Raw genomic sequence first — 21,780 nt, 5'->3', positions numbered from 1 at the left:
GCCTTCACCCGATCACCCACGGGCGGGTCGCCCGGTAGCCGCCGATGGCCGCCTCCACGCGGTCGCGGTCGGGGCCCACGGCGCGGATCACCCCCAGGTAGTCGCGATTGGTGTGGGTGCGCTCCACCACCTCGCCGGCGGCGCGCAACGGCCGGTGCCAGAGCCGCACGCCGTCCGCGACGACGGTCTCGGCCACGGGGGCCGACGTGATCGTGCCCGAACGGTCCGCCACCACGCTGACCGCGCTGCCGTACCCGGTGCTCGCCGGGATCCGCGGCAGGCCGGACAGCGACTCGCCGAGGTGGACCCGCAGGATCCACTCGAACAGCGGCACCCCCAGCACGTCGGCGAGCAGGAAGTCGCAGTGGTCGCCGATCACCCGGTAGTTGACCTCGACCAGGCGCGGGCCGTCCGCGGTGACGACGTACTCGGTGTGGCACGCGCCGAACCCCGCGCCGAGCGCGCTCAGCGCGGCCAGCACGTGCTCGTGCGGTCCGTCCGGCGCCCAGTCCAGCCGCTCCTCGACGAAGTGCGGCAACGGCCCCAGCGTGGTCGCGAACCCACCCAGCACCCGCGTCCGCGAGCCGTCGCCGAGCGTCTCCAGCGTGCGCAGCGGCCCCTCCAGGTACTCCTCCACGACGAGCGCCTCGCCCGGCCGCCGCCGCCTGACCTCCGCCACGGCCGCGGCCAGACCGCTCTCGACCAGCAGCACGTCCTCGCTGGCCACCCCTTCGCGGGGCTTGACGACCAGAGGGTACGGCAGGCCGTCCGGCACGGGGTCGCCCGGGGCCAGCCGTACGGACCGGACCCGCTCGACCCCCGCCTCGGCCAGGGCCCGGCGCGTCAGGAACTTGTTCTTGGCCGACACGCAGGCCCGCCAGTCCTTGCCCGGCAGGCCGAAATAGGCGGCGGCCAGGGCGGTCTCGGCCTGGAGGTGGTCGGAGTTGGAGAAGATCGCGTCCGGCCGGCCCAGGGCGGCGATCGCGTCGATGAGCGCGCGCGGGTCGCGCACGTCGCAGCCGACGGCACGGGGATGCCGGTCGGGGCGGTCGGTGAGGATCGTCACCTCGCAGCCCAGCGCGCGGGCGGCCGGGAGGAACCCGTCGGTCACCGAGTCGGTCGGCTTGAGAGCGGTCAGGTACAGCCGCAACGCGTGGCACCCCCGGGTGATCAGGTAAGGCTAACCTAACCGCAGATCCTAGCCCCTCGGAGATCACCCCCGAGCCGGTACGTCGCAACCTCAGGCTAACGCCGGGGTCATAGGATGACATCCGGAACTGGGAAGGGTGGGACCGTGGAGACGAGCGCGGAAGAGCAACTGATCGGACCGCTGCTCCTCGCGCGCGGCACCATCGACCGGTCGTCGGCCCTGCGCGCCGACACCGCCTGGCTGGAACGTGCCTGGGCCGCCCCGACGACCCGGGTGCTCGTGATCCAGGACGGCCAGACCCTGGTCCGGCGCACCGGCGACGAGGTGCGAGCCGTGCTGTTCGGCCCGGACGACGCGCCCACCGGCGAGCGCTACCTGCTCGGCGTCGAGGGCGACGTGGCCTACTTCGCGGTCGCGGCGCCGCTGCCCGGCGCAGCCGCCGGTGACGTCAACGGCCGGGTCACGGTCCCGATGAGCGTGCTCGACACCCCCGAGGGCGAGACTGTCGCCGCGGGCCTGCGCCAGGCGGGCGGCCTGCTCGGCGACCGCGACGCCGGGCTGCTCGTCTACGCGGTGGCGCTGGAGGCGTGGCACTCGGCCCACGAGTACTGCCCCCGCTGCGGCAGCCGCACCGAGGTGCGCGCCGGCGGCCACATCCGGGTCTGCCCCCGCGACTCCAGCCAGCACTTCCCGCGCGTCGACCCGGCCGTGATCATGCTGGTGCGCGACCAGGACGACCGCTGCCTGCTGGCCCGGGGCCCGCAGTGGCCGGAGGGCCGCCTGTCCATCCTGGCCGGCTTCGTGGAGCCGGGCGAGTCGCTGGAGCACGCGGTGATCCGGGAGGTGGCCGAGGAGGTCGGGGTCCAGGTCGCCAACCCGCGCTACCTGGGCAGCCAGCCCTGGCCGTTCCCGCGCAGCCTCATGCTCGGCTTCTTCGCCGACGCCCTGACGACCACGCTCACGCCCGACGCCGAGGAGATCGCCGAGGCCCGCTGGTTCTCCCGCGAGGAGCTCGCCCAGGCCCTCGCCTCCGGCGAGCTGCGCCTCCCGCCGCCCGTCTCCATCGCCCGCCGCCTCATCGAGACCTGGTACGGCGAACCCCTCACGGGCGACTGGTAAGCCGCCGCTACTTAGCGTAGATTCGAAGACACCTTCGGTAGCGAGAGGCTAAAGTCATGGCCATGAACGACTCTCACATGCAGGAGATCCTCGACCTCGAGCGGCAGAAGATCGCCATCCAGCACTCCGCGGCTGAGGCGCGCATGGACGTCAAGATCGAGGCTTCCGAGAAGCGCATCATTCACGCCGTCACCAACGCCATCACCGAGGCGGTGGTGGAGCTCAAGAAAGAGATCATAGGCGTGCGTATCGAGCTCAAGAGCGAGATCGCGAGCGTCCGTACCGAGCTCAAGAGCGAGATCGCGGACGTCCGTAGGGAGCTCAGGAGCGACATCGCCCGTCTGGAGCGCAAGATCGACTGTCACGCCCACTAGACGAGGACCTGGGTGAAATTGGCACCCAGGTCCTCAGGACCAGTTCTACCACTGTCATTCGTTCCTCGACAGGGCAGGGACGAATGACAGTGTGGGGTCAGGCCGCTTCGAGGAGGGCCTTGACCTCGCGGGCCGACGGGTTGGTGCGGACGACGCGGCCCGACGGGGTCTCGATCACGACGGTCGGCACGGTCTGGTTGCCGTTGTTGACGCTCATCACGAACTCCGCCGCGGCGGGGTCACGCTCGATGTCGACCTCAGTGAACGGGATGCCCTCACGGGTGAGCTGGGACTTCAGCCACTTACAGGGCCCGCACCACGTGGTGCTGTAGACGGTGAGCGCCATGTCGGACGATTCCCTCCAAGGTCAAGGAGACAGGGCGCTCCGTTCAACACGGCCGGGCCCGCGCTCATTCCTCGCCGGCGCGACCCCAGGTCCCTCGCCGGCGCAAACCCCAGGTCAGAGCTGGCCGCCGAGCCGGTCGGCGATCCACTGGTGCACCTGCTCGGCGATGCCCGGCAGCCGGTACAGCGGCGCGCTGTGCGCGGTGCCCGGGGCCGTGACGACCGTCACCGGCACCCCGGCCTGGCCGAGCATCTGCTTGAGGAGCTGGCTCTGCGCCGGCGGCACGAACTCGTCGTCCGAGTGGACCGTCAGCATCGGCGCGTCGTGGCGGCTGGCGTGCCAGGCCACCTCCATGCTGGCCCAGACGCGCGAGCAGCGGCCCTTGGGCTCGCACCCGCCGGCCAGCTTGATCGCGGCGGCGCGCAGCCGGCGCTTGTACGGGTCGGTGGAGAGGGCGCCGTCGGTGTAGGCGCGCAGCGGCGACACGATGGGGGACAGGCCGACCACGCCCTTGAGCCCGCTCATCCCGTCGCCGTACGTGCCGACCGAGGCCGCCAGGTGACCTCCGGCCGAGAAGCCGACGATCACGAAGTTCTTCATGTCGAAGCCCCAGCGCTCGGCGTGCTTGCGGGCGAGCTGGATGGCGGCGAGCACGTCGGTGCGCTGCGCGGGCCAGGCCGCCTGCCCGGAGAGCCGGTAGTTGAGGTTGAAGACCGTGTAGCCGAGGTCGGCGTAGCCGCGGGCGATCGTGGTCATCTGCCGCTTGTCGCCGGCGGACCACCAGCCGCCGTGGATGAGGAAGACCCCGGGCCGCTGCGTGCCGTCCGCGTTCCACCACACGTCCATGTCCTGGCGGCGCTGCTGGCCGTACGGGATGGTCTCGTACGACAGGCTGGTGAACGTGGACGGGTCGGACGTGGCGACCGGGCCCGGTGTCGGGTCCTTGGCCACGACGGCGGCTTCGGCGACGGAGGCCGCGGCGACGGAGGCCGCGGCGACGGCGGGCGCGGCGACGGCCGATGTGGTGACGGTGACGGCTGCGAACGCGAGAGCCCCCACGAGAACCGCTGTGCGCACGGTTTTCCCTTTCCCCCATGCACGTGGTCGGCCCCATTGTGAGGGAAAAGACCAGTTCTTTGCATCTCGGTGACGTTGAACGGATGACGGCCCGCATGTTGCCAGAATGGGACGGTCAGCGCCACCGGCTGGGAGGATTGACAGGTGAGCAGTGTGGACGACGTCCTGTCCGGCCTCGATCCGGAGCAACGCGCGGTCGCCGAGGCCGTGCGCGGCCCCGTGTGCGTTCTGGCTGGTGCGGGCACCGGCAAGACGAGGGCGATCACCCATCGCATCGCGTACGCGGTGCGCAGCGGCGTGGTCGACGCGCCGAGCGTGCTGGCCGTGACATTCACCACACGAGCGGCCGGGGAGCTGCGGCAGCGGCTGCGCGCGCTGGGTGCGCCCGGGGTGCAGGCGCGCACGTTCCACGCGGCGGCGCTGCGTCAGCTCACCTACTTCTGGCCGCGGGTGATCGGCGGCGAGGCGCCGTCGGTGATCGAGTCCAAGCTGCCGGTGCTGTCGGAGGCGTGCCGCCGGTTGCGCCGGGGCGCCGACCGTTCGGAGCTGCGCGACATCGCGTCCGAGGTCGAGTGGGCCAAGGTCACCCAGATCGGCCCCGACGACTACGCCGCGGCGGTGGCCAAGTACAACCGCACGCCGCCGGTTCCCGCCGAGGAGCTGGCGCGGCTCTACGAGGCGTACGAGGAGATCAGGCGTGAGCGGCACCTGGTCGACTTCGAGACGATCCTGGAGCTGACGGCGGCGGTGATGACCGAGCACCAGGAGGTGGCGGCGCAGATCCGCCAGCAGTACCGCTACTTCGTCGTCGACGAGTACCAGGACGTCAACCCGCTGCAGAAGCTGCTGCTCGACACCTGGCTCGGCGGGCGCGACGACGTGTGCGTGGTCGGCGACCCCAACCAGACGATCTACTCCTTCACCGGCGCCACGCCCCGCTACCTGACCGGGTTCGCCGTCGAGCACCCCGACGCGGCCGTGATCAAGCTGGTGCGCGACTACCGCTCGACCCCGCAGGTGGTCGACCTGGCCAACCTCGTCATCGCCAAGGGCCGCTCGCCGCACCGCTTGGAGCTGGTCGCGCAGCGGCCCGACGGACCCAAGCCGGGCTTCCACGAGTACGACGACGAGCCGGCCGAGGCCGCCGGGGTCGCGCGGGCGATCAGGAAGCTGCTCGACCAGGGCGTGCCGTCCCGCGAGATCGCGGTGCTGTTCCGCACCAATTCCCAGTCGGAGGCGTACGAGGAGGCCCTGGCCAAGGCGGAGCTGCCGTACGTGCTGCGCGGCGGCGAGCGCTTCTTCGAGCGCCCGGAGGTGCGTCAGGCCGTCGTCCTGCTGCGCGGGGCGGCTCGGTCGGCGTCGGGCGAGCCGCTGGCCTCGGAGGTCCACCACATCCTCGCCGGTCTCGGCCTGACCCCGGCGCCTCCCGGCGGCGGCAAGGCCCGCGAGAAGTGGGAGTCGCTGAGGGCGCTGGCCGACCTGGCCGAGGACATGGCGGCCGAGGGGGCCGACCTGCACGGGTTCGTCGCCGAGCTGGAGCGGCGCGCCTCCGAGCAGCACGCGCCGCCGGTCGAGGGCGTCACGCTGGCCTCGCTGCACGCCGCCAAGGGCCTGGAGTGGGACGCCGTCTTCCTGGTGGGCCTGACCGACGGCATGCTGCCGATCGTCTACGCGGAGACGCCCGAGCAGATCGAGGAGGAGCGCCGCCTTCTCTATGTGGGCATCACGCGGGCCCGCCATCACCTGGCGCTGTCGTGGGCGCTGTCGCGGGCGCCCGGCGGGCGCAAGGGCCGCCGGCCGTCCCGCTTCCTCGACGGCCTGACCGGCCGTGCCTCCGCCGCGATCTCCCGTGCCTCGGCCCCGGCGCGCGAGCGCCGCCAGGTGGCCGCGCCGGTGAGCTGCCGGGTCTGCGCGAAGACACTCGTGGCGGCGGCCGAGCAGAAGCTGGGCCGCTGCGCCACCTGCCCGGCCGACTACGACGAGGAGCTGCTGGAGAGCCTGAAGGCGTGGCGCACGGCCACGGCCAAGGAGGGCAAGGTCCCGCCGTACGTCGTCTTCACGGACGTGACGCTGCAGGCGATCGCCGAGCGGGCGCCGCGCACCGAGCAGGAGCTGCTGTCGATCGCCGGTGTCGGCCGGGTCAAGCTCGACCGGTACGGCGAGGCCGTCCTGTCCTTGTGCCGCGCCGCCTCATAGCCGACCCGGTTTTGGCGAGAGATGGGCGACAAGTCAGACTTGCCGTACCAAACTGGCTCATCCTGAGGGGGACCCGTGAACGAGGCGCTGAAGGAGCTGCTCGATCTGCTCGACCTTGAGCAGATCGAGCTCGACATCTTCCGCGGGCGCAGCCCCGAAGAGCGCATCCAGCGGGTCTTCGGCGGCCAGGTCGCCGCCCAGGCGCTCGTCGCGGCCGGCCGCACGGCGCCGGCGGACCGCGCGGTCCACTCGCTGCACGCCTACTTCATCAGGCCCGGCGACCCGTCCGTCCCGATCGTGTACAACGTCGAGCGGGTACGCGACGGGCGCTCCTTCACCACCCGCCGGGTCGTGGCGATCCAGCACGGCAAGGCCATCTTCACGATGTCGGCCTCGTTCCACATCTTCGAGGAGGGGCTGGAGCATCAGGCGTCGGTCATGCCGGAGGTGCCCGACCCCGCGACGCTGCCGACGTTCCAGGACCGCATGTACGCGCTGGTGGGCGACCGGCCGGAGTACCGCGACTGGCTCTCCCGGCCCAGGCCCGTGGACGCCCGCTACGCCACGCCGCTGACCTGGGAGGCCCACCGCAACCCCGAGCTGCGCAGCGCGAAGACGAACGTGTGGTTCCGCTACGACGCCGAGCTGCCCGACGACCCGCTGCTGCACGTGGTGCTGGCCGCCTACGCCTCCGACTTCACGCTCGTCGACACGGTCCTGCTCGCCCACGGCATGGCCTGGGGCGCCTCCGACATCCAGGGGGCCTCGCTGGACCATGCCATGTGGTTCCACCGGCCGTTCCGGGCCGACGACTGGCTGCTGTACGCGCAGCAGTCGCCCTGGGCGGGAGGGGCCCGCGGGCTCGCGCGCGGTGAGATGTTCACCGCGTCCGGTGACCTCGTCGTGTCCGTCGTACAGGAGGCGATGATCCGTGTCACGAAGTCGTGAAATCGCAGGTGGAAAATAGGTTGCCGGTTTCTGCGTTCCCGGTTTAGGGTCATGGTCAAGCAAGTCGGACGGTCCTGTCCGGCGATCCGTAGATGGAGGTGAGTCCCAGTGATCAGCATCAACATGTCGGCCACGCAGTGGCTCGCTTCCGCATGCCGTAGCACGGTGAGGCTCGCCGATGGGCCGGCCAAGCTGCGGCAGGAGAAGTCTGCCCGTAGCCAGGCTCCCGTCTACGCGCGCGTCCACCTGGGCGCCGCCGCCCCGAGTGCCCCGGCTGCCGCCGCAGGCGCCGACGTGCCGACCCAGCAGATCACCAAGGGTGGAATGCGCGGTCCGCAACCCTGGAGGGATGCTCCGGTCACAACCTGACCGGCACACAGCAGCCCCCAGGCCGCGGATCCGCACCAAGGATCCGCGGCCTTCTTGTTTGTCCGTGATCCCCGACCACCTACGAGGTGCCCGACCAAGATCAACAGGATCGAATCAAAGGAGACACAGATGGGGGCCAAGACGATCATGGACCTGATCGACGAAGCCAAGATCCCCTGTCGTACCGACCCTGACCTGTGGTTCGCCGAATCGCCGCAGGACGTGGAGTTCGCCAAGACACTCTGCGGCGGCTGCCCCATCCAGAAGGCCTGCCTGGCCCGCGCGCTGGAGCGCGAGGAGCCGTGGGGCGTCTGGGGCGGCGAACTGATCCTCCGGGGCGTCGTCGTCCCCCGTAAGCGGCCCCGCGGGCGTCCCCGCAAGCACCCGGTCGCTGCCTGACACCTTTCCGCACCGTAGTTCTTCACCAGAGAGCAGACGAAGCAATGAGCATCGGAACCACCCACAGCCTCGAAGTCCCGTATCTCAGCCATGACTTGGTCAACGACCGAATACGAACCCTCCACCGCGAGGCGGAGGAGCAGCGGCTGATCGCCAGCGTCCAGCGTGTGCAGCGGGCGCGGCGACAGGTCCAGCGAGCCAACGAACGGCTGCGCAGGGCTCTGAGCCGGCAGGTGTGACGCGGAGATCCTGCCGCCGGCGCAGGATCTCCCGTCCCCGCGGGGCCACTCCATGAATGACCGGGGCCGGGCGCGAACCATCGCGCCCGGCCCTTCCCCTTTGCGCTGGGGGTGTCAGAAATGTGCTGGGGGTGTCAGAAGTACTTGGGGGAGAGGTCCGTCGTCGGCCACGTCGTCACGGTGCCGGTGGCCTGCCCCAGGATCGGGTCGATCGAGTCGAAGTCGGGGCTGCCCGTCTCCTCGCGCCGGTTGAAGATCGCGCAGTAGCTGACGCCGTTCTGGATCCGCGCGAAGAAGCTGAACGTGCCCGGCATCGACCCGTTGTGCCAGGTGTTCAGGGTGCCCACGTTGTTGTTGCGCACGCTCCAGCCGAAGCCGTACCACGAGCCGTTGGAGTTCATGCCGATCTCCGGCTTGGCGAAGATCCGCGAGATCGACGTGCCGTTCAGCACCGTCCCGGCCTTGTCGAAGACGAAGCCCCACTTGACCATGTCCACGGCCGAGGCGAGCCAGCCGCCGTTCGCGTCCTGGTTGGGCATGTTGAACCCGCCGTACGGGTACGGCACGACGGTGCCCGAGTCGTCGAGCACGGTCTTGTTGGTGAACTTCGAGGTGTAGGTGACCTCGCTCATCCCGGTCTCCGCCAGCCGGCTGCGGCCGAGCTTCATCCGGGTGATGCCGGCCGGCGCCAGCAGATTCTGCTTGACGTACGCCTCGTAGCTCATCCCGGAGACCTTCTCGATGATCCGGCCGAGCAGCATGTAGCCGTAGTTGCTGTAGACGGACTTCGTGCCCGGGTCGAAGTCGAGCTTCCTGGCCGTGGCCCATTTGATGATGTCGGCGTGGTCGATCGGCAGCGAGACGCCGAGCGAGGCGGCGATCGTGTGGTCGGCCCAGAGCTGGTCCGGCGACACGCCACGGTCCCAGCCGCCCAGGTGCTGGAGCAGCCGCGTCACGGTCACCTGGGCCAGCCGGGGGTCGGCGGCGGTCGACAGGCCCAGCAGCGACGTGACCGGCGCCGTGAGGCTCAGCTTGCCGTCCTGGGCGAGCCGGGCGATGGCGGCGCCGGTGATGTTCTTGCTCAGGCTCGCGATCCGGAACAACGACGTCGGCTGCACCCGGGCGAAGACCCTGCCCGTGGCCGTGGTCTTGCTGTACGTGCCGTAACCGCGGGCCAGCAGGATCTTGCCGTTCTTGGCGACCGCGAGCTGGGCGCAGCCGATGTCCCGCTCGGTGATGTACTTCTGCATCGCCTGGTCGAAGCCGGCCATCGAGCTCGGCACGACACCGGTGACCGGCAAGGAGGAGGACGCCGCCCGCGCGGGCCGGGTTCCGAGCGCGATGGCGGGCACCGCCGCGGCGCCCGTCTGGAGCAGGCGTCGTCGGCTCAGCGTAGTCATAAATGTCCCCTCTTGCCTCAACTGCAACATTGGGCACCTTTACTACCACAGTCAGGTGGTAAGCCCGCTGGCGATCGGCCGAATCCGGCGTAAGATCCCGGGGTTCCCCACCAACTCCGACCGAAGGGCCGCCCGTGACCACTCGACGCCTTCTGCCGGCCCCCACGGCCCGGCTCTCGTTCCGCGAGATGACGCCTGACGACCTCGACGACATGGCCGCCCTGCTGGGTGATCCGGAGGTGATGCGCTACTACCCCCGCACTCGTACGCGAGAGGAGGCCCTGCGCTGGATCGAGTCCAGCGAGCGCAGCTACGCCGAGTACGGACACGGGCTCTGGGCGCTCACCGTGCGCGAGACCGGGGAGTTCGCCGGCAACTGCGGCCTGACCCGGCAGCAGGTGGAGGGTGAGACCTTCACCGAGGTCGGTTACCTGGTGCCGCCCGCGCTCCAGGGCAGAGGCTACGCCACCGAGGCCGCCCTGGCCTGCCGCGATCACGCGCGCGACGTCCTCACGGTGGACCGGCTGATCTCGATCATCCACCCGGACAACGTCCCCTCCCAGCGCGTGGCCGCGAAGCTGGGGCTCACCCTGGAGCGCACGGCCATGTACCACGGCCTGCCGCGCGACATCTATGCGACGACCTTCGGCGAAAGCTGACCTCGCGCGTATTCCGGTCGCGGGCGAAGTGAATGCCGACCGGCTCTCGTCCGGGACCGTGAAAGGAATGACGCCGCCCGAAAGGCGACAATGGCGAACTCGGGCCAGCCACGTCACGACATCCCGGCCGGCAAGGGAATCGTCGGCCGCACAAAAAGCTGAAGGTCCGGAGGAAATCCTCCGGACCTTCAGTCGTGGTAGCGGGGGCAGGATTTGAACCTACGACCTCTGGGTTATGAGCCCAGCGAGCTACCGAACTGCTCCACCCCGCGTCGGTGTGTGTCTAAAGACTATAGGGGCGGCTGGGTGGTGGCAAATCGACCGGCGGAGGCCGGTTCCGCGGGTAATTACGGGCGCGGATGACCAGGAAACCGGCCGAAATTTCAGCCTTTTGTGTGACAGCTCACATTAAGCGATGAAAGATAGTCCCATCGCGGCGTCCCTGGCTTGGCAGGGGCGTGCGGCATGCCTGACAGCCCGCCGATCCGCGAAAGCAGAAGGCCCGGAGGAAATCCTCCGGGCCTCTGACCTGGTAGCGGGGGCAGGATTTGAACCTGCGACCTCTGGGTTATGAGCCCAGCGAGCTACCGAACTGCTCCACCCCGCGTCGGTGTGTGTCTAAAGACTATAGGGACTGCGGGGCAGTGGCAAATCGACAGAGCCAGGCTGTGTCTACGTGGTGTCTACGTCCCCCCTTGCGGGGTCGCCGAGGCCGAGCCTGTGGGCGTCGAGCTCGGCGACGGCGAGGACGAGGGTGATGACGAAGGCGTCGGCGCCGGAGTGCCGGTGGGCGCCGGGGTCGTCGTCGTGGTGGGCGCCTGGGCGCCCATGCCCTGCAGCGCCCGCAGGGCGTCGTCCAGCCGCTTCTGGGCCTTGCCGTACTCCTCCCAGTTCGGCGGGTTGGCCTTCAGCGCGTTCTGGGCGTCCTGGTAGGCCTTCTGCGCCGTGGTGATGGCCTGCGCGAGGGCCGACGCCTGCTGGTTGGGCTGGCTCTGCTGCGGCTGCTGCTGGTTGGGCTGGGTCTGCTGGCTCTCGCTGAAGACCTGCGCGAGCGCGTCCTCCAGCTTGTCGCCCGAGCCCACCTTGTTGCCGAACGCCACCAGGACCCGCCGCAGGATCGGGTACGGCTCCTGGCCGGTGCCGGCCTTGGTCTGGACGTACACCGGCTCGATGTAGATGAGCCCGCCCGCGTAGGGCAGCGTGAGCAGGTTGCCGTACCGGACGTTGGCGTTGCCCAGGCCCAGCGGCCCCAGTTCGCCGGAGAACTTGTTCTGGAAGTTGTTCTGCGCCTGGCCCGGACCCGGGATGGCGGTGTTGGACGGCATACGCAGGATGCGCAGCTTGCCGTAGTCCTGGCCCACCGTCGAGCCGGCCGCCATGAACGCCGCGAGGTTCGCGCTGCCCTGCCTCGGGACGAACGTCGTCGTCAGCGAGAACGACGGCTTGGCGTCCTGGACCGGCATCGTGGTGGTCAGGTAGTACGGCGGCTGCTTGATCGACTGGTTGCCCTGCGACGGGTCGCTCGGGACGTTCCAGGCGTCCGTGTTGCTGTAGAAGGCCGCGGCGTTGGTGATGTGGTAGCGCGAGAGCGTGTAGCGCTGCACCTTGAACAGGTCCTCGGGGTAGCGCACGTGGCTCAGCAGGTCGGGACTCATCTTCGAGACCGGCTGGATGATCCCGGGGAACGCCTTGCTCCACGTCCGCAGGATCGGGTCCTTGTCGTCCCAGGCGTACAGGGTGACCGTGCCGTCGTAGGCGTCGACCGTGGCCTTCACCGAGTTGCGGATGTAGTTGATCCTGTCCTGCGGCTGCTGCGCGACCACGCGCCGGTCGACGGCCGTGTCACGGGTCATGTCGCCCAGGCTCTCGCTCTGGGCGTACGGGTACTCGTTGGACGTCGTGTAGCCGTCGATGATCCAGGTGACGCGTCCGTCCACGATCGCCGGGTACGGGTTGCCGTCGAGGGTCAGGAACGGAGCCACCTTCTGGACCCGGTCGCGCGGGTTGCGCTCGTAAAGGATCTTCGAGTAGTCGTCGATGTCGCCCGACAGCAGGATGTTCTTCTCGCCGTACTTGGCCGCGTAGACCAGCCGGTTGACGAACGAGCCGACCGGGACGCCGCCCTTGCCCGCGTAGGTGGTGTCCTTCTGGCCGGTGCCGCCGGTCTCGGGGTAGTCGAGCTCCTGCGGCTTCTTGCCCGGGGCGCCGCCGACGACCACGTACTCGGTGGAGTTGTGCTCGCCGAAGTAGACGCGCGACTCCTTCAGCCCCGTCGAGCTGACCAGCGGGCCGGTGACCGGCATGTCCTTGGCGTCGTAGGCGGGCAGGCCGCCGGGGTCGACCTCGTTGCCGGGCGCGGCCACGATGCCGTAGCCGTGGGTGTAGACCAGCGCCTGGTTGATCCAGTTGGCCGTGCCGTCCTGGGAGCCGAGCAGCTCGCGGACGCCCACGACGTGGTCCACCAGCTTGCCGCTCGCGTCCTTGTAGCGGTCGACGTCGAGCTGGTCGGAGAAGCCGTAGAAACCGCGGATGCGCTGTGTCTGGTCGAACGTGGACGACACCAGCGCCGGGTCGAGCAGGCGCACGCCGCTCACCGAAGCGTCGCCGTCGGTCTTCACCTTGGCCGGGTCGGACTCGGCGGAGTACTGGATGATCTCGGTGCCGTCCACGCCGTACGCCTCACGGGTGGCCTTGATGTTGCGGTCGATGTAGGCCGCTTCCTTGAGCTGCTGGTTGGGCTTGACCTGGAACTGCTCGACCAGCGCCGGGTAGACGCCGCCGATCAGCACCGCCGACAGCACCAGCAGGCCGAACGACACGCCGGGCAGCATGCCGCCGGGCCGCACCACGCCCGCGAAGAACAGCGCGGCGCAGATCAGCGCGATGATCGCCAGGATGGTCTTGGCCGGCAGGACGGCGTTGACGTCGGTGTAGGACGCCCCGTCGACGAAACCCCGGTCGGAGAACACGAGCCCGAACCGGTCCACCCAGTAGGCCACGGCCTTCAGCAGCACGAACACGCCGAGCAGCACCGACAGGTGCACCCGCGCGGCGCGCGAGGCGTGGACGCCCGGCGACTGGAGCCGGAACCCGCCGTACAGGTAGTGCGTGATCGCCGCCAGGATGATCGAGATGATCACGGCGGTGAACAGGAAGTTCAGAACCATCCGGATGAACGGGTAGTCGAACATGAAGAACGAGTGGTCCATCCCGAACAACGGGTCCGTCTTGCCGAAGGGCACCCCGTTGACGAACTCCAGCCACGTCTCCCACTGACCGGCGGCGGAGGAGCCCGCGAACAGCGCGAGCACGCCCATGCCGACAATGAAGATCAGCTTGCGGTGGGGGTCGAGCGCCATCCGGTAACGGTCGGCGCCGCTGCCCCCGCCGAACACGGCGGGCCCGAACATCGGCCGGGTGCGGTAGGCCAGCAGCATGTTGCCGCCGACGATGCCGACCATCAGCACCGCCCCGATGAGGAACAGCACGATCTCCGTCAGCAGCACGCCGGAGAACACCGAGGTGTAGTCGACCGAGTCGAACCACAGGTAGTCGGTGTAGATGCCGGAGAAGAGGAAGAACAACGCCACGATCGCCACGAGCGCGATCGCGACAGGCAGAAGCAATCTCGGCCGGCGGGGCAAGCGCATCGCCCGGCCGGCTCCTGGGGTCCGGAAGCTCAAGGCCAACCCCTCGTCGTGGTGAACAAACGGTCCGTGTCTGGCAACCTACACCGCTGTGCCAGCCCTTCGACTAACGCACGGCGATCGGCGGAAGTTTCATCAGGCGTCATCCCGCGGAGCAGGCCGGCACCTGTCCCCTACCCGTGCGGAGGGTGTCCAGAGCCTGCACCGCCTCGTGCAGTGAGGTGGCCTTGACCAGGCGCAACCCGTCGGGGACGGCCTTCATGGCCTCCGCGCAGTTGTCGGCCGGCGTCAGGAAGACGGTGGCCCCGGCCTTGCGCGCGCCGACCATCTTCTGAGCGATCCCGCCGATCGGGCCGACCGTGCCGGACGGGTCGATGGTGCCGGTCCCCGCGATGTCCTTGCCGCCGGTCAGCTCGCCCGGCGTGAGCTTGTCGAGGATGCCGAGCGAGAACATCAGGCCGGCGCTCGGCCCGCCGACGTCGCCCACGTTGATGTCGACGTCGAACGGGAACTTGTACTTCGCCTGCATCACCATGCCGACGACCGTCCTGCCCCCGGTGCCCCGCACGGTCGGCACGGTGACGTCGAGCTTCTCCTGCCCGCGGGTGATGGCGAACGTCACGTTCTGGCCGGGCTTGACCGCCTTGACCGCCTCGGAGATCTTCTCCACGTCGGTGACGGGCTTGCCGTCGACCGCGGTGATCTCGTCGCCCTTGCGCAGCCTGCCGTCGGCCGGTCTGCCCTTCTCCGTGGACAACACCGCCACGGCCGTGCCGTACGGGATCTTCAGCTCGGTGAGCGCCGCGGCCGTCGCGTAGTCCTGCGAGTTGGCCATCTCGACGGTGTTCTCCTCCTCGACCTGCTGCTGCGAGCGGGTATCGGGGAAGATCGTCGTCTCGGGCACCACGGCGACGGTCGGGTCGATCCAGCCGCGCAGCGCCGTCAGCAGGTCGATCCGGCTGCTCGGTCCGCCCTGGTAGGCGACGGTGACCAGGTTGAGCTGGCCGCTGGTCGGATAGGTCTGCCGGCCGGTGATGGTGATCACAGGCTTCTTGTCGACCACGCCGATCGTGTTCTCGGTCGGCCCCGGGCTCAGCACCACGTACGGCACCTTCATCACCGCGCCCACGACACCGAGCGAGAGCACGAGGAAGCCCGCAACCAGCAGAGTCAAGGCGCGACGCGACATGAGGACGAGCTTATTCGCAGGCGCCGACCCACTCGGCCGTGCCGTCGGCGAACACCTGATGTTTCCAGATCGGCACCTCGGCCTTGAGATCGTCGATCAGCCTGCGGGAGGCGGCGAACGCCTCCCCGCGGTGCGGGGCGGCCACGGCGACGATCACCGCGATGTCGCCCAGCTCCAGGTCGCCGACCCGGTGGACGGCCGCGAGCGCGGTGACGGGGAGGTCGGCCGCGACCTTCTCGGCCACACGCCGCAGCTCGGCAAGGGCCGTCGGGTGCGCGGAGTAGGACAGGCGGGTCACCGGCTTGCCGTGGTCCTGCTCGCGTACGGTGCCGACGAACAGCGTCGTGCCGCCGGCGGCGTGGTCGCCCACGGCGGCGAGCACCTCCTCCACGGAGAGCGAGGTGTCACGTATGCCGAGCAATCGGATGACGTCCACGACGAAAGCCTACCGAACCCGGTCCGACCCCTACTGGCGGCGCTTGCGGCGCACCTGGCGGACGATCGCGGCCGTGCCGATGACGGCGACCGTCGCGCCCGCCGCGGTGAGCGTGGCCTCCTTGACCGGCAGGCGCCTGCCGACCACGGTCGTCGCCTTCTCTCGCAGCTCCAGCAGCTGCCGGAACGCGGCCTCGTTGGTCCACGACGGCTTCCAGCCCGCCTCGCGCAGCCTGGCGCAGTCGACGACCCACGGGTAGACGACGTAGTGCAGGTCCGTGGCCGGCGCCGGGGTGATGCCCAGCCGGTGCAGCCGCTGCGCGGTGCCGAACGTCAGCCCGGCCGGCAGCTCGAACCTGCGCAGCCCCGACAGCTCCTCCACCTGCTCCTGCTCCAGCCAGCCGTCGGAGCCGACCCCGACCACGCCCGTCACCACGCCCCGCGCCGCCAGGTCCAGCGCCGACACCAGGTCGTCCAGGTGGCAGAACTGCCAGCGCGGCGAGCAGCCCTTGACCGTCAGCAACCGCGGCGACTCGAAATGGCGGGTGATGACCGTGTCGACGCCGGGGCCCACGACCGCCGCGGGCCGCAGCACCGTCACCTCCAGGCCGGGATGGCTGCGCAGCGACCGCCGCGCGAGCGCCTCGATCTCCAGGTAGTCGCCCACGACCCCCGTGTCGGGCTCGGCCGCCACCGCGGCGTCCTCCGGCAGCGGCACGTCGTTCTCCGGCGCCGCCCCGTACACCATCGCGCTCGTGACCAGCACCACCCGCCGCACGCGCGCCGCGGCGGAGGCCGTGAGCACGGTCTGCGCGGCCCTCAGGTTGTACGCGCGGCGCTCCCGCGGGTCGGAGTCGACCGCGTAGTCACCGGCGAGGTGGACGATGACGTCGATGTCGGAGATCCGGTTCGCCAAGAGCGGATCGCGGACGTCTATGACTCTCCAGGTGGCCTCCCGGACGTCGCCGCGCTCCTCGTCAATGGCCACCACCCTGCGGAAATCCGCGGAGGATACGAGCCTTGCGAGCAGCTCGCGGCCCAGCCCTGAGGCCGCGCCGGTGACGGCGACGACTGGTTGGCGCGGGCGTTTCGAGGTAGGCACCAGGTCCTCACTTTGCACTGATCCGCCGCAGGACGACTAACGTGGCGGATGTGGACTCCTCCATCCTGCACGAGGTAGAGCGGTGACTGACCTGCCAGGTCGCGAAAACGACCCCAACGAAAACCCGTTCGCCATGTTCGGCGACCCTGAGCAGATGGCTCAGGCGATGCGCCAGTTCGCCGACATGCTGTCGGCTCCTCAGGGATCCGGTCCGGTCAACTGGGACATGGCCAAGAACATCGCCCGTCACGCCGTGGTGGCCGAGGGCGACCCCAGCGTCATGGAGGGCGAGCGCCGCCAGATCGTCGAGGCCCTGCGCCTGGCCGACCTGTGGCTCAACGAGGCGACCACGCTGCCCAGCGGCGTCGGCGCCCCCGAGGCGTGGAGCCGCTCGGAGTGGATCGAGAACACGATCCCCGTCTGGCGCACGCTGTGCGAGCCGATCGCCGCACGCATGGTCGAGACCATGGGCGGCGCGCTCGGCGGCTCGGGCCTGCCACCCGAGGCCCAGCAGATGGCCGGGCCGCTCATGGGCATGCTCAAGCAGATGGGCGGCATGATGGTCGGCCAGCAGATCGGCCAGGCCCTCGGCTCGCTGGCGCGCGAGGTGATCGGCACCACCGACATCGGCCTGCCGCTGTCCGACCGGGCCGCGCTGCTGCCCGGCGGCATCGCCTCGTTCAGCCAGGGGCTCGAACTGCCGGCCGACGAGATCCGCCTCTACCTGGCGCTGCGCGAGGCCGCGCACCACCGGCTGTTCCAGCACGTACCGTGGCTGCGCGCCCACCTGCTGGGCACGGTCGAGGAGTACGCGCGGGGCATCACGGTCGACACCTCCGCCCTGGAAGAGCAGATCCGCGGGCTCGACATCAACAACCCCCAGGCCATCCAGGAGGCGCTGAGCGGCGGCGCGCTGCTCAAGCCGGAGGAGACCGAGCGGCAGAAGGCCGCGCTGGCCCGCCTGGAGACGGCGCTCGCCCTGGTCGAGGGCTGGGTCGCCACCGTGGCCGGCCACGCCGCCGAGGGCAAGCTGCCCTCCGCCGGAGCCCTCGCCGAGACCGTACGGCGGCGCCGCGCGACCGGCGGCCCGGCCGAGCTGACCTTCGGCACGCTCGTGGGCCTCGAACTGCGTCCCCGCCGGCTGCGCGAGGCCGCGGCGCTGTGGGAGGCGGTCCGCGAGGCGCGCGGCGTCGACGGGCGCGACGCACTGTGGTCCCACCCCGACCTCATGCCGTCGGCCGACGACCTCGACGCCCCCGAGGCGTTCGTCCGCGGCGAGTCGGCGTGGGACATCTCGCACCTCGAAGTCGGGCAGGGAGAGGCGAAGGACCAGGAGAAGGGCGAGGACGACCAGAAGTGAGCCTGCACGGCGACGCGGTGGCCGTCCTGTCCGGCTGGACGGCGCCCACCGCCGAGGAGGAACGGCTCCGCACCGGGTTCCTCGGCCACCTGCGTGACCACGACGACGCGATGCTGCGCGCCTGCGTGCCCGGCCACCTCACGGCCACCACGGCGGTGCTGTCGCACGACGGCGGGCGGGTGCTGCTGACCCTGCACCCCAAGGCCGGCATGTGGCTGCCGATGGGCGGCCACTGCGAGTCGTCAGACGCCTCGCTGGCCGCCGTCGCCCTGCGCGAGGCGACCGAGGAGTCCGGCATCCCCGGCCTGGAGCTGCTGCCGGGCCCGCTGGCGCTCGACCGGCACGAGGTCTGGTGCCACCCGCCGCGCAGCTGGCACCTCGACGTCGAGTACGCCGCCGTGGCGCCGCCCGGCGCCGAGGCGGTCATCAGCGAGGAGTCGCTGGACCTGCGCTGGTTCCCCGTCGACGAGATCCCCGAGCTGTCCGACGAGGCCACCCGCCGCCTGGCCGCCCGCGGCAGGGACGTACTTCTGTCACGCCTTACACCGCGTTCACAGATGTCCGGCTAGAGTCCGTAGCGTTCCACGTCGTCACACCGCGTCAGCGGTGTCCGGCTGGAGCTAGGAACGCTCCAAAAGGGGAAGCTGTGGGGATCTCAGCCGACAGCACGGTCGGAGGCACGATCGTGCCCGCGTCCAGGCCGCGCCGCCGGCTGCCCGCCACGCTGGCGTGGCTCGCCGTCACGCCGTTCGCGGCGTGGGCCGTGGCCAGGGTCGCCGGCCTCGAACGCGGATCGCTGCCCACGCAGCTCATGACCGCCACGCCGTACGCCGCGGCGGGCTCACTGATCCCGCTCCTCATGGCCGCGGTCAGCCGCAGGCGCGCCGTCACCGCCGTCGCCCTGATCGCGACGACCGCGCTCGGCGCCAGCGTCCTGCCCCGGGCGCTCGGCACGGCCGACGCCACCCCCGGCCGGCCGCTACGGGTCCTCACCCTCAACATGCTGTTCGGCAGGGCCGACCCGGCCGCGGTCATGGAACTCGTCCACCGCCTCGACCCCGACGTGCTGAACACCCAGGAGCTCACCCCCGGCGCCGTCGAGGAGCTCGACGCGATGGGGCTCAAGACCCTGATGCCCCACCGGGTGCTGCAGGCCGAGTGGAGCGCCACCGGGAGCGGCCTGTTCTGCAAGCATCCGCTGGTGGCGCTGCCCGAGCTGGCGCCGTCCGTCGGCCACCACATGCCGGCGGCCAGGATCGCGCTGCCGGGCGGCAAGGCGATCGAGTTCGTCGACGTCCACCCCTTCCCGCCGCTGGGCCGCCAGGCCGCGGAGTGGAGCCAGTCCCTCGGCCAGCTCCCGCCGGCCTCCAAGGACGCGGTACGCGTGCTGGCGGGCGACTTCAACGCCTCCCTCGACCACGCGGCGATGCGGGGCGTGTTGTCGCGCGGCTACAAGGACGCCGCCGACCAGGTGGGGGCCGGGCTGGTCCCGACGTGGCCGGCCAACAAGAAGGTGCCGCCGATCATCACGATCGACCACGTCCTGGTGGACCGGCGGGTGGGGGTGCGGGAGGTCAGCGTCCACACGGTGCCGGGCACGGACCACCGCGCGGTCTTCGCCGAGCTCGCCGTACCTTGACGCGCGTCGTGTGGTGATGTGCGTCGCGTTGTGACGCATCGTGTCGTGAGGCGTCGTGTTGTGAGGCGTTTGTCGTGCCACCGTTGTGTGGGTGACGCTCGTTTGTCTCGTGAGCGTCGTTATCGTGAGGCTCGTGTCGGTAGGGCGAGCGGCGGGTCAGCGGAGCGACGAGAGACCTGACCCGGACAGCAGCGCCCGGGTGTTGTCCCACCCTTCCAGCCCCGGGTCCAGCCGCACGAGGTCGTCAGCGGTACGCAACCGGTGCCAGCCCGGCACCGTGGCCACCATCCGTCGGCCCGGAGCCGCCGCGCGCAGCGCCGCGACCGGGTCGTCCTCGTCGAGCCCGGCGCCCGCCCACGCGGGCATCGGCAGCCCGAACGCCATCGCGGCCGCCCCTCCGCCGTCGGCGGGACACACGCTCACCTGAGCCCGTCCCAGCTCGCGGAACAGCTTGCCGATCAGCAGCGGCGGCAGGTCGGGCGCGTCGGCGGCCACCACCACGGCCTGGTCGCCGTCCAGCCGCTGCGCGATCCCCGCCAGAGACTCGTCCTCGTCCACCTCGATCACCTCGGTGCCCGGCCAGACCAGGTGGTCGAGCCCCGGGACGCCGGTCACCAGCACGGGCGTCACCAGGTCGAGGCCGGCGACCACCTCATAGGCGTCCTCGGCGACCGCCTCCAGGAACTCCCTCGGGTCCACGCCGTCAGGGGCCGCCCCGGACATGCTGTGCCGTACGAGGACCGCGGCGATCCGCCTCAACATTCCTCCGGCGGGGTGTGGGCGGCGGCCGAGAAGCCTTCCAGGAACCCGCGCGCCCGCTCGGCCCGCGGATACTGCTCCACCAGCGTCCAGAACGCGGGGCCGTGACTCGGCACCAGCAGGTGCACCAGCTCGTGGATGATCACGTAGTCGATCACCCATTCGGGCAGGCCCTTGAGCCGGGTCGAGATCCGGATCGTGCCGTTCTCCGGAGTGCAGGAGCCCCACCGGTGCTGCTGGTTGTCGACCCAGCGCACGCTCGCCGGATCGGCCTTGCCGTCGAGGAACTTCGCCGACAGCTCCCTGGCCCGCGCGAGCAGGCCCTCGTCGGTCGGCCTTCTCCGCTGCTCCCTGGCAGCAAGCCGATCGAGCATCCGGCTCACCCATTCGTCCGCGTCTTGACCGGTCAGCCAGGCGGGCAGCAGCACGATCGTCTTGTCGCCGTCGCGGTATGCGGAGACCGTACGCCGGCGACGAGAACTCCGACGGACCTCGACTGTCTCGGGGGGCACATATGCACGTTAGCCGACACCGACGAAATTCCACAGAGGGGAGTGCTTGTTTCTCCAGGTCAGATGATTAAGACCCGGTGAATTTGGGCACACGCCTTTCCCGTCGCGCCGCCAGCCCCTCCATCAGGTCGGCGGAAGCCATGGTCACGGGCTGTGCGAGCGCCTCCCAGCGCAGCGCGGCCTCCAGATCGGGGTGGCCGGCGGCCAGAGCGACTTTGGTGAGCCGGGTGGCGACGGGAGCGTTCCTGATGATCTCTTCCGCCACCGCGGAGACTTCCGTCATGAGGTCAGCTCGCGGAAATGATCGATTTACCAAACCTTTAATCTCCGCTTCCCTGCCCGAAATAGCCCGTCCGGTGAGCAGCATCTCCCGCGCCAGCCCGACGCCCGCCCTGGCGGGCAGCAAGTAGGTGGCGGCCATGCCCGGGTGCAGCCCGAGCGAGGTGAACGGCGCCAGCAGCCGGGCGTCGTCCGCCGCGTACACGAGGTCGCACGCCAGCGCCAGGCAGAGCCCCGCGCCGACGGCCGGCCCGTTGACGGCCGCGATCGTCGGCACCTCCAGCGCCGCGACGGACAGCCAGGAGCGGTAGAACTCGAGCATCCGGTCGCGCAGCCGGGGGACGGGCTCGACGTTCCGCTCGCCCAGCCAGGACAGGTCACCGCCGGCGGAGAACGCGGACCCGGCCCCGGTGACGACGACGCAGCGCACGTCCTGGTCGCGGGCCAGCTCGGCCATGGTGGTGCGCCACTGCTCGGTCATGCCGTCGGTCATGCCCCACTCCTCACGTCTCGGGTGGACCCGCCCGCCGGGTCGATCGAGGGCGGGCGCAGGGCAAGGCAACTCCCCTACGTGTTCAACAG

At 70.4% G+C, this 21,780-nt stretch carries 21 protein-coding genes and 2 tRNA genes; 10 read left to right on the top strand and 13 right to left on the bottom strand.

Annotated elements, in window-relative coordinates; all coding sequences use genetic code 11:
• Positions 1-4: 4 nt before the first annotated feature.
• Positions 5-1,150 carry a siderophore biosynthesis protein gene (locus AB0H81_RS02680; protein ID WP_358368214.1) on the bottom strand — a complete coding sequence of 382 codons (1,146 nt, stop codon included), beginning with the start codon at positions 1,148-1,150 and terminating at the stop codon, positions 5-7.
• Positions 1,151-1,294: 144 nt separating this feature from the next.
• On the opposite strand from AB0H81_RS02680, the gene nudC reads away from it, so the two are divergent.
• Together nudC and AB0H81_RS02670 are read left to right on the top strand one after the other, a co-directional pair.
• Entirely contained in the window at positions 1,295-2,269 is a 975-nt protein-coding gene (nudC, locus tag AB0H81_RS02675; RefSeq protein WP_358368211.1) for an NAD(+) diphosphatase, read from the top strand.
• A gap of 62 nt (positions 2,270-2,331) precedes the next feature.
• The gene (locus AB0H81_RS02670) at positions 2,332-2,643 is read left to right on the top strand and encodes a hypothetical protein (protein ID WP_358368208.1); all 312 of its coding nucleotides are present in this window, start codon (positions 2,332-2,334) and stop codon (positions 2,641-2,643) included.
• Positions 2,644-2,740: 97 nt separating this feature from the next.
• Here AB0H81_RS02670 and AB0H81_RS02665 read toward each other — a convergent pair whose 3' ends face one another.
• Complete coding sequence (locus AB0H81_RS02665) at positions 2,741-2,989, bottom strand: mycoredoxin (RefSeq protein ID WP_253772432.1); 249 nt, start codon at positions 2,987-2,989, stop codon at positions 2,741-2,743.
• Between the two features lie 114 nt (positions 2,990-3,103).
• Positions 3,104-4,066: an alpha/beta hydrolase gene (locus tag AB0H81_RS02660; protein WP_358368205.1), complete on the bottom strand. Its 963-nt coding sequence runs from the start codon at positions 4,064-4,066 to the stop codon at positions 3,104-3,106.
• Between the two features lie 153 nt (positions 4,067-4,219).
• Between AB0H81_RS02660 and AB0H81_RS02655 the strand changes: the two genes are divergently transcribed.
• The 4 genes from AB0H81_RS02655 to AB0H81_RS02640 all read left to right on the top strand — a co-directional run bounded on the left by AB0H81_RS02655 (position 4,220) and on the right by AB0H81_RS02640 (position 8,217).
• Positions 4,220-6,262: an ATP-dependent DNA helicase UvrD2 gene (locus tag AB0H81_RS02655; RefSeq protein WP_358368480.1), complete on the top strand. Its 2,043-nt coding sequence runs from the start codon at positions 4,220-4,222 to the stop codon at positions 6,260-6,262.
• Between the two features lie 75 nt (positions 6,263-6,337).
• On the top strand, positions 6,338-7,210 hold the full coding sequence (locus AB0H81_RS02650; RefSeq protein WP_358368202.1) for an acyl-CoA thioesterase II: 873 nt from the start codon (positions 6,338-6,340) through the stop codon (positions 7,208-7,210).
• A gap of 498 nt (positions 7,211-7,708) precedes the next feature.
• A complete protein-coding gene (locus tag AB0H81_RS02645) occupies positions 7,709-7,978 on the top strand; it encodes a WhiB family transcriptional regulator (RefSeq protein WP_253772440.1) in 270 nt (89 codons plus the stop codon).
• Between the two features lie 44 nt (positions 7,979-8,022).
• Positions 8,023-8,217 carry a hypothetical protein gene (locus AB0H81_RS02640; RefSeq protein ID WP_358368198.1) on the top strand — a complete coding sequence of 65 codons (195 nt, stop codon included), beginning with the start codon at positions 8,023-8,025 and terminating at the stop codon, positions 8,215-8,217.
• A 134-nt stretch (positions 8,218-8,351) separates the two neighbouring features.
• On the opposite strand, the gene AB0H81_RS02635 is transcribed toward AB0H81_RS02640, so the two are convergent.
• A complete protein-coding gene (locus tag AB0H81_RS02635; RefSeq protein ID WP_358368195.1) occupies positions 8,352-9,617 on the bottom strand; it encodes a serine hydrolase domain-containing protein in 1,266 nt (421 codons plus the stop codon).
• A 134-nt stretch (positions 9,618-9,751) separates the two neighbouring features.
• Here AB0H81_RS02635 and AB0H81_RS02630 point away from each other — a divergent pair, with 134 nt between their 5' ends.
• Positions 9,752-10,276: a GNAT family N-acetyltransferase gene (locus AB0H81_RS02630; protein ID WP_358368192.1), complete on the top strand. Its 525-nt coding sequence runs from the start codon at positions 9,752-9,754 to the stop codon at positions 10,274-10,276.
• Positions 10,277-10,471: 195 nt separating this feature from the next.
• Here the strand turns inward: AB0H81_RS02630 and AB0H81_RS02625 are convergent.
• The 6 genes from AB0H81_RS02625 to AB0H81_RS02600 form a co-directional block, all read right to left on the bottom strand.
• A tRNA-Met gene (locus AB0H81_RS02625) sits at positions 10,472-10,548 on the bottom strand.
• Positions 10,549-10,806: 258 nt separating this feature from the next.
• Positions 10,807-10,883: transfer RNA gene (locus AB0H81_RS02620), tRNA-Met, on the bottom strand.
• 76 nt (positions 10,884-10,959) lie between these two features.
• Positions 10,960-13,926, bottom strand: a complete 2,967-nt coding sequence (locus AB0H81_RS02615; RefSeq protein ID WP_358368190.1) for a UPF0182 family protein — start codon at positions 13,924-13,926, stop codon at positions 10,960-10,962.
• 139 nt (positions 13,927-14,065) lie between these two features.
• On the bottom strand, positions 14,066-15,097 hold the full coding sequence (locus AB0H81_RS02610) for a PDZ domain-containing protein (RefSeq protein ID WP_358368187.1): 1,032 nt from the start codon (positions 15,095-15,097) through the stop codon (positions 14,066-14,068).
• A 25-nt stretch (positions 15,098-15,122) separates the two neighbouring features.
• Complete coding sequence (locus tag AB0H81_RS02605; protein ID WP_358368184.1) at positions 15,123-15,548, bottom strand: molybdenum cofactor biosynthesis protein MoaE; 426 nt, start codon at positions 15,546-15,548, stop codon at positions 15,123-15,125.
• A 30-nt stretch (positions 15,549-15,578) separates the two neighbouring features.
• Positions 15,579-16,652 carry an NAD-dependent epimerase/dehydratase family protein gene (locus tag AB0H81_RS02600; protein WP_358368478.1) on the bottom strand — a complete coding sequence of 358 codons (1,074 nt, stop codon included), beginning with the start codon at positions 16,650-16,652 and terminating at the stop codon, positions 15,579-15,581.
• 130 nt (positions 16,653-16,782) lie between these two features.
• Between AB0H81_RS02600 and AB0H81_RS02595 the strand changes: the two genes are divergently transcribed.
• From AB0H81_RS02595 to AB0H81_RS02585, 3 genes are all read left to right on the top strand, one after another.
• Positions 16,783-18,009, top strand: a complete 1,227-nt coding sequence (locus tag AB0H81_RS02595) for a zinc-dependent metalloprotease (RefSeq protein WP_358368475.1) — start codon at positions 16,783-16,785, stop codon at positions 18,007-18,009.
• Positions 18,006-18,578 carry an NUDIX hydrolase gene (locus AB0H81_RS02590; RefSeq protein WP_358368182.1) on the top strand — a complete coding sequence of 191 codons (573 nt, stop codon included), beginning with the start codon at positions 18,006-18,008 and terminating at the stop codon, positions 18,576-18,578. Before AB0H81_RS02595 ends, AB0H81_RS02590 begins: the two co-directional genes overlap by 4 nt.
• A 77-nt stretch (positions 18,579-18,655) precedes the next feature.
• Complete coding sequence (locus AB0H81_RS02585) at positions 18,656-19,648, top strand: endonuclease/exonuclease/phosphatase family protein (RefSeq protein WP_358368179.1); 993 nt, start codon at positions 18,656-18,658, stop codon at positions 19,646-19,648.
• Positions 19,649-19,804: 156 nt separating this feature from the next.
• Here AB0H81_RS02585 and AB0H81_RS02580 read toward each other — a convergent pair whose 3' ends face one another.
• From AB0H81_RS02580 to AB0H81_RS02570, 3 genes are all read right to left on the bottom strand, one after another.
• Positions 19,805-20,410, bottom strand: coding sequence for a hypothetical protein (locus AB0H81_RS02580; RefSeq protein ID WP_358368176.1), 606 nt, complete (start codon positions 20,408-20,410; stop codon positions 19,805-19,807).
• Entirely contained in the window at positions 20,404-20,919 is a 516-nt protein-coding gene (locus AB0H81_RS02575; RefSeq protein ID WP_358368173.1) for a M48 family metallopeptidase, read from the bottom strand. Before AB0H81_RS02575 ends, AB0H81_RS02580 begins: the two co-directional genes overlap by 7 nt.
• A gap of 67 nt (positions 20,920-20,986) precedes the next feature.
• A complete protein-coding gene (locus tag AB0H81_RS02570; RefSeq protein WP_358368170.1) occupies positions 20,987-21,691 on the bottom strand; it encodes an enoyl-CoA hydratase-related protein in 705 nt (234 codons plus the stop codon).
• Between the last annotated feature and the right edge of the window lie 89 nt (positions 21,692-21,780).

Origin of the sequence: Nonomuraea sp. NPDC050691, assembly GCF_040654455.1 — a bacterium.
In the GTDB taxonomy this organism is placed as follows: Bacteria; Actinomycetota; Actinomycetes; order Streptosporangiales; family Streptosporangiaceae; genus Nonomuraea.
Note: the sequence above shows the minus strand (reverse complement) of the source record. Positions and strands in the feature narration are given on the sequence as shown.